The organism is Cellvibrio sp. ARAG 10.3 (assembly GCF_051846955.1).
Lineage (GTDB): Bacteria > Pseudomonadota > Gammaproteobacteria > Pseudomonadales > Cellvibrionaceae > Cellvibrio.
This window is the reverse complement of the sequence record NZ_JBPYCU010000010.1, coordinates 176,241-182,691: the sequence shown is the minus strand read 5'-3', so window position 1 is coordinate 182,691 and position 6,451 is coordinate 176,241. Positions and strand designations below refer to the sequence as shown.

Annotated in this window: 8 protein-coding genes; 4 read left to right on the top strand and 4 right to left on the bottom strand. The window is 53.3% G+C overall.

Annotation, left to right across the window (positions count from 1 at the left end; all coding sequences use genetic code 11):
* Window positions 1-113 precede the first annotated feature (113 nt).
* The 4 genes from mnmC to trmL form a co-directional block, all read right to left on the bottom strand.
* The gene (gene mnmC, locus ACSV5M_RS14085; protein ID WP_439176873.1) at window positions 114-2,210 is read right to left on the bottom strand and encodes a bifunctional tRNA (5-methylaminomethyl-2-thiouridine)(34)-methyltransferase MnmD/FAD-dependent 5-carboxymethylaminomethyl-2-thiouridine(34) oxidoreductase MnmC; all 2,097 of its coding nucleotides are present in this window, start codon (window positions 2,208-2,210) and stop codon (window positions 114-116) included.
* Entirely contained in the window at window positions 2,207-2,728 is a 522-nt protein-coding gene (fldB, locus tag ACSV5M_RS14080) for a flavodoxin FldB (RefSeq protein WP_439176872.1), read from the bottom strand. The genes mnmC and fldB overlap by 4 nt, the downstream gene beginning before the upstream one ends.
* Window positions 2,725-3,171, bottom strand: a complete 447-nt coding sequence (locus ACSV5M_RS14075) for a flavodoxin domain-containing protein (RefSeq protein WP_439176871.1) — start codon at window positions 3,169-3,171, stop codon at window positions 2,725-2,727. Before ACSV5M_RS14075 ends, fldB begins: the two co-directional genes overlap by 4 nt.
* A gap of 89 nt (window positions 3,172-3,260) precedes the next feature.
* A complete protein-coding gene (trmL, locus tag ACSV5M_RS14070; RefSeq protein WP_439176870.1) occupies window positions 3,261-3,725 on the bottom strand; it encodes a tRNA (uridine(34)/cytosine(34)/5-carboxymethylaminomethyluridine(34)-2'-O)-methyltransferase TrmL in 465 nt (154 codons plus the stop codon).
* Between the two features lie 174 nt (window positions 3,726-3,899).
* On the opposite strand from trmL, the gene ACSV5M_RS14065 reads away from it, so the two are divergent.
* The 4 genes from ACSV5M_RS14065 to ACSV5M_RS14050 are packed head-to-tail and all read left to right on the top strand — an operon-like array spanning window position 3,900 to window position 6,416.
* Window positions 3,900-4,832 (top strand): MSHA biogenesis protein MshI, encoded by a 933-nt coding sequence (locus ACSV5M_RS14065; protein WP_439176869.1) that lies wholly within the window; start codon window positions 3,900-3,902, stop codon window positions 4,830-4,832.
* The gene (locus ACSV5M_RS14060) at window positions 4,832-5,434 is read left to right on the top strand and encodes an MSHA biogenesis protein MshI (RefSeq protein WP_439176868.1); all 603 of its coding nucleotides are present in this window, start codon (window positions 4,832-4,834) and stop codon (window positions 5,432-5,434) included. Before ACSV5M_RS14065 ends, ACSV5M_RS14060 begins: the two co-directional genes overlap by 1 nt.
* The gene (locus tag ACSV5M_RS14055; RefSeq protein WP_439176867.1) at window positions 5,435-6,103 is read left to right on the top strand and encodes an MSHA biogenesis protein MshJ; all 669 of its coding nucleotides are present in this window, start codon (window positions 5,435-5,437) and stop codon (window positions 6,101-6,103) included.
* On the top strand, window positions 6,096-6,416 hold the full coding sequence (locus ACSV5M_RS14050) for a hypothetical protein (protein WP_439176866.1): 321 nt from the start codon (window positions 6,096-6,098) through the stop codon (window positions 6,414-6,416). The genes ACSV5M_RS14055 and ACSV5M_RS14050 overlap by 8 nt, the downstream gene beginning before the upstream one ends.
* Window positions 6,417-6,451: the final 35 nt, after the last annotated feature.

The following is a 6,451-nucleotide window of genomic DNA, read 5'->3' as shown; positions in this document are numbered from 1 at the left end:
ATACGCATTCACCCGGCTCGGGTGTTGAAGTTGGTAGCTAATCAACTTCTTCAGAGAGATACAAGGTCGGATTAGGCAACGCCGTAATCCGACACCTATCACAATCAGACACCTCAAACTTTGTTGCGCACCAAATCCCGAATCAAAAACCGCCCCGGATTCAGCGCCTGCGCAAGCTCCCGGCTGACCGGCAAAACCTCCTGGCAGATTTGCGCCGCCAGTAATTCTGCACCCAGAGGCGTATATGCCAAGCCCCGTGACCCGTGGCCGACATTGATATACAACCCCGGATAATAACAGCCGGGCCGGTCAATCCTCGCCTTGGCGTTTTTACGCAGCGGCGCAAAATCCGCGAGGAATTTTTCCCGCTCGGGTACCGGGCCAATCAGCGGCAAATAATCCGGCGTAGTGCAACGAAACGCCACGCGGCCATTCAGTGTTTGCTCATCGAGCTCGGCAAAGGCGTCTGCCAGGGCGGGTGTTGTTTTGCGCAAGTTGTGTATATTGGTGAGATGATCTTCTGCGCGCAGTGCCGAGGATTTTTCCTTTAAATTAAAAGTCGCACCCGTGCAATGAAACCAACCTTGTTCAGTTGGGTAAGCCGGGCCGATATAACCTTCTCCGCACAGGACGGTTTTCAGTGATTGACTCGCATCGGTAGCGGGCAGATAACTGACTTGCCCGCGAATGGATTTGATCGGCAGGTGGGCAGCCTGCTCAAATGCGCGCGCATCCCGCGCGTTGGCAATAATGACGGTGGATGCCGATAGAATCGTCTGCCCGGAGGCATCGCACAGCGACCAGCCGTCGTGTTGCTGCTGCAGTGACATCACCTGCGTATTGCACGTCACCTGGATATTGGGATGCTGAACTAACGCTTTGCACAGTAGATGCGGATTGATCCAGCCGGCAGAGGGAAAATAAAGTCCACCACAAGCGACTGGAACACCAGCCAATTCGCTCGCCTGCTGTGCATCCACAAAACGAACCAGATCCTTTGCGTGATCAAACTGTTCCTGCAATAACTGATGCAGTTTTTCTTCTGCCGCATCGTGAGCCAATTGCAGCACGCCGGATGCTTGCGCCATTATCCCTTGCGTTTTATCAGGCTGATTCCAGACAGATTGATTCCAGAAGGTGCGGTAGTGATTTAACGCGAATTGCAAGCTGGTGAGATTAAAATTCGCGAGTGATTCCTGTTTGGGCGATAGCTTGGCATAGAGCACCCCTTGTGGATTGCCCGACGCTTCCTCTGCCACTTGTTCATGGCGTTCCAGCAAATGCACTTGCCAGCCACGCTCTGCCAGGGCGCGCGCCGTATGGCAACCAGCCAGGCCGCCGCCGATGACAAGTGCACGGCGTTGCAAGGGCAACGGGTTCAGATTAACGGCCCAAGGTGCGGGGGCGTAGCGGGGCGGTTTAATGGCATCATTGGCGGATTGCGCGAGCGCGGCTGCCTCTTCAACGCGCGCTGCAACCATCTCTCGCTTGCGGCCAAAGCCCGGCACTTTTTTTACAGTGAAACCCGCCCGCCGCAAACCCTGCTTAACAATTCCCGCCGCACTAAACGTCGCTGCCGTTGTGCCGGGGTGACTTAACTGACCGATCACATCAAACAGTACATCGCTCCACATCTGTGGATTTTTTGCCGGCGCGAAACCGTCCAGAAACCAGGCATCAATTTTTGCGCAGGCGCGGGAGAATAACGGATGAGGACTGCCAAGCAATTGTGAAAAACCGGTCGCCGCATCATCAATGATCAAGGTGAGATTGATACGATCTTGTTGAAATTTCAGGCGATGAAAACCGGTGCCGATAAATTCAGGGTATTGGGTGAGTAATTGCTGAGAGAAATCATCCAGCTCAGGCCACAACGCCAGCGCGCGAGCTAAATCCACCTTGTTCAGCGGAAATTTTTCCACACTGACAACATGCAACTGCGCATCGGACGGTGCCAGCTGATTCCAGAGTTGCCACGCAGCTAGAAAATTTAACCCGGAACCAAAACCGGTTTCGCCAATAACAAAGGTGTCCGCCGCGCCCAAGGCTGGCCAGCGTTCTGTTAGATGGTTATGCAGTAAAAATACATGTCGGGTTTCTTGCAAGCCGTTAGCACGGGAAAAATAGACATCCCCAAACTCCCTCGATAAGGGTTGCCCTTCGGCATCCCAATCCAATTGGGCGTGATGAACGCGCTCTGATTCTGTCACAAACCAAACTCATCAAGGATTTGTTCGCACCATTGTTGGATGCGCGCATCAGATAAGGTGAACTCATTTTCTTCATCCAAAGCCAGGCCGACAAAGTACTGGCCATCCGGCGTCAATGCCTTGGACGCTTCAAATTCATAACCCGCGCGGGGCCAATAACCGCAGGGCGTCGCACCGCGCGCAACCACTTTGCTATGCAGATAACCCATGGCATCCAGGAACCATTCGGGGTAGCCCACCTGGTCACCCAAGCCGTAGAGCGCGACTTTTTTCCCGGAAAAATCCACCTCGTCAATGTCATCCCAGATATCTTCCCAATCTTCCTGTAACTCGCCGTAATCCCAGGTAGGAATGCCGAGAATAATAAAATCGTAGAATTGCGCGGTGATGATCGGTGTTGTACTGATATTAAATATATCCACGCGTGCTTCACCAAGTACCGCGCGAATTTTTTCACCGGCCATCTCGGTGTAGCAGGTCGAACTGCCGTAGAACAAACCAATGGGAGCACGACTCATAATTGCTTTGCCCAGTCTCTGATCCAGTCGATACTTTCTTCTTCAGCGTCCAGCCCTTCGCAGGCATCCAGTACCAGCGGCTCGCCGATGCGCCGCGCACCCAGATCGGCAAAGGCCTCATCCAGCGCACGACCGCCTTCATTAAAGGTGGTGTAACTGCTGTCGCCAAGATTAATGACACCATACCGACGCCCTGCAATACGTGGAAAATCGCGCGTCAGCTGTAGATAAAGTGGTTGGATATTATCGGGCAGATCGCCCGAGCCGGTGTTGGATGTGCACACCAGCAAAATTTCGTTCTCATCGCGCAGAATGTCACTGACATCCGCCTGGAAATTTACCGTCACCGTGTGCTGTAACTGGCGCAATTCAGCCGCCACCGCCTCGGCTACCGTCTCCGCAGTACCCATGACGCTACCGACCAGAATCTGGATGGAAGCCATACGAAAAGCCTTTAACAAAAATCGGATGGGGCATGATAGTGGGTTTTGGTGGGATCGCAAACCGAAGGGCAGTCAGGACCGAGTTACACTCACACGGCGCCCCCATACCCCAACTGCCGCCACGCCTCATACACCATCACCGCCACCGCATTGGATAAATTCATGCTGCGGCTGTTGGCCTGCATGGGGATGCGCAAGACCTGCTCAGGTGGCAATGATTCGCGGATGCTGGCGGGCAGGCCGCGTGTCTCTGGCCCAAACACCAGATAGTCGTTGTCGCGAAAGCGGGCGTCGCTATGGGTCTGTGTACCTTTGGTGCTGAGCGCGAACAGGCGCTCCGGTTGGGCGCGGTCGAGGAAATCCTGCCAGTGGCGGTAGCGCTTTACATCTTGCCATTCCGCGTAGTCTAGGCCGGCGCGGGTCAGGCGTTTGTCATCCAGCTCAAACCCCAGTGGTTCGATTAAATGCAGGCCGCAGCCGGTATTCGCTGCTAATCTGATGATGTTACCGGTGTTTGGCGGGATCTCGGGCTCAAATAAAACAATGTGGAGCATTTGGCAAAATTACCTATTCTGGTCTAATGTTGTGTTAAGAGTTATTTTCGTGGCGTTAATTATAACAATTGGTTATTAGGCGAAGGATCTGTTAAAAACATTCGGAAGTGGCGCATTATTCAACAATAGGCTATACATACCTTACCTAAAATAAACTTTGCCAGTGAGGCAATCTTGTTGAAGCTGTTTGGTGCAAAAACACGTCAGAATGAAGTGATCGGTGTCGAGTTTGGCGCTGAAGGCGTGGCCTTCGCTCACATCCAGCGCTTCGCTACCCAGCAACCTCGGTTGACCCACTGTGAATTTCTCCCCTGCAATGGTGATGACGACCGGGCGGACATCCTTAAGAACCGCTTGGCTAAGTTGGGGCTGTCGCGCCTGCCGTGTCATCTGGTCCTGCCGCCGGCGGAATATAACCTTCTCTTGGGTGAAGCGCCAAAAGTCCCTGCTGAAGAGTTGGCAGAGGCGTTACGCTGGCGCGTCAAAGACCTCATTACCTTCCCCGTTGCCGAGGCTGTTATCGATGCTTTCCTGTTGCCGGAAGACAGCGCGCGCGGCAATAACCGCATGGCTTATGCGGTAGTCACCCAACGTAAACATATCGAAGCCCTGGTGGCTCAGGCTCGCGCGGCGCAATTATCGCTGAATGTGATTGATATTGCCGAACTGGCGTTGCGTAATCTGGCGGAAGCCTGTTGCGATACGCAGCGCGGCGTTGCGCTGGTGAAGTTGGGTCAGGGCGGCGGCAGCTTGCAGATTTTACGCAACGGTAACTTGTATCTCTCGCGTCAGTTTTCTTTAGCTTACAACGCCGGTTTGCTCGATGATTTGCCCGCCGAGGCACTGGTGTTGGAGTTGCAGCGCTCGCTGGATTATTTCGAGCGACAATTACGCCAGTCACCCCCGAGCCATGTGTTTATCTGCGGTGAAAATGTCACAGAAGATAAATTAACAGCGGACATTAAAAACAGCTTACCCATCTCCATTCGCTTACTGTCTTTGCACGAAGGTTTGCAGGTTGATGACACCGTGGCAGAGCACAACCTATCGCTGTGTTTGTCTGCTGTGGGTGCAGCCTTGCGTCAGGATCGGGTAGGGGAGGCTTGATGCAGCAGATCAATCTTTATCGCCCTGAATTTCGTCCCAGCCGTGAGCCGCTGCGTGCGGTACATATGCTATGGGGTGTGGTAGCGCTGATTTTATTACTGGGTTTCTATTCCGGTTTTACCTATCAGGGCAATGCGCGTTTGCAACAACAATTAGCCGATGAGCAAGCCCTGCTTGAGTCACAACAATTGACCTTACAAAAAATATCCTTGCAGCAAACCCGAAACCAACCGGCGCAGCTGGATGCCGAGATTGACGCCTTGCGGCAGGACATCGGTCGTCGGCAGCAGATCCTGGCGTTAATCACGGATCGGGATTTCGGCAATACGGCGGGTTTTTCGGCGCACGTTCAGGCGCTAGCGCGACAGTCGTTGGAAACCCTGGCGCTGGAACGTTTTTCGTTGAAAAGTGGTGGCAATTATGTCGAGCTGGCAGGAAAGACCCGCAAGCCGGATCAAGTGCCTCTGTACCTGCAACGTTTGCGTGCTGAGGACAGTTTCAGCAAGGTGCGTTTCGGTGTGCTGAATGTTGAGCGCAACCAAGAGGACGCCTATGTCTTGCAATTCCAGGTAGCCAAGCCTGCGGCCAAGGAGAAAAAATAAATGCCACCGGCGCTCACTCAACTCCAGCAAAAAATAGACAGCCGCGTCTTGCGCGAGCGTGTTTTATTATTTTTAACGGCGCTGGCCTTGGTGTTTCTGTTGTGGAGCCTGATGTTTCAGAATGCGATTGACGCGCGTCAGAGCGAACTGTCGAATCAACTGAACAATGTGCGCACCCAACGCCAGGCGCTGGACGCGCAAATTGCGACCGTTAGTCTGGCGGTGGCCAACAATCCCAACACGGAAAAACAAAATACCATTGCAACACTCAAAGCGGAACGCGCGCAATTGGATGCTGACCTGGCCAATTTATCCCAGGGGTTGGTGAGTGCTGCGGAGCTGCCACAGATCTTGCAGGATGTGTTGTTGCAAACCGGCGAATTGAAACTGGTACAAATGCAAACGCTACCGGTGCAGGAGCTGCAACTGGTGCGTGTCGCAAGCATTGACGGAAGCGAAAGTAAAGGCGCCGGTGTATTCAAACATGAAGTAGTGCTGAAAGTGTCCGGTAATTATTTCCAGGTGCTGACGTTTTTAACCTCCCTGGAAACCACCCGGTGGCGTTTTTATTGGGAGCAACTGGATTACGCCGTCACGGAGTATCCAAATGCTGATGTTGAATTGCGGGTCTACACATTAAGTGCAGAGAAGGGGCTACTCGGTGTTTAAAACCTGTGGGTTATTGGTCCTGTTAATAACGGCAACAGCGGTCCAGGCGGAAGAGCGCTTACGCGACCCCACCCGGCCATTAAGCTATAGCGTCGCAACAGGGCCGAAAGAACAAGCCTTGGTACTTAACTCCATTCTGATCGGCAGCGCGCGCAAATTGGCCATTATCAACGGGCAAACACTGCGTGAAGACGATGTCATTGCCGGTTCCGGAGGCGTGCGTATCAAACGCATCAGCGCCAACCAAGTGCAATTGCAGCAGGGCGACAGACAGTGGGAACTTTCATTGAATACGACATCGGTCAGACAATAACAACACCGATCCATGACACGACACATTGCACAGAT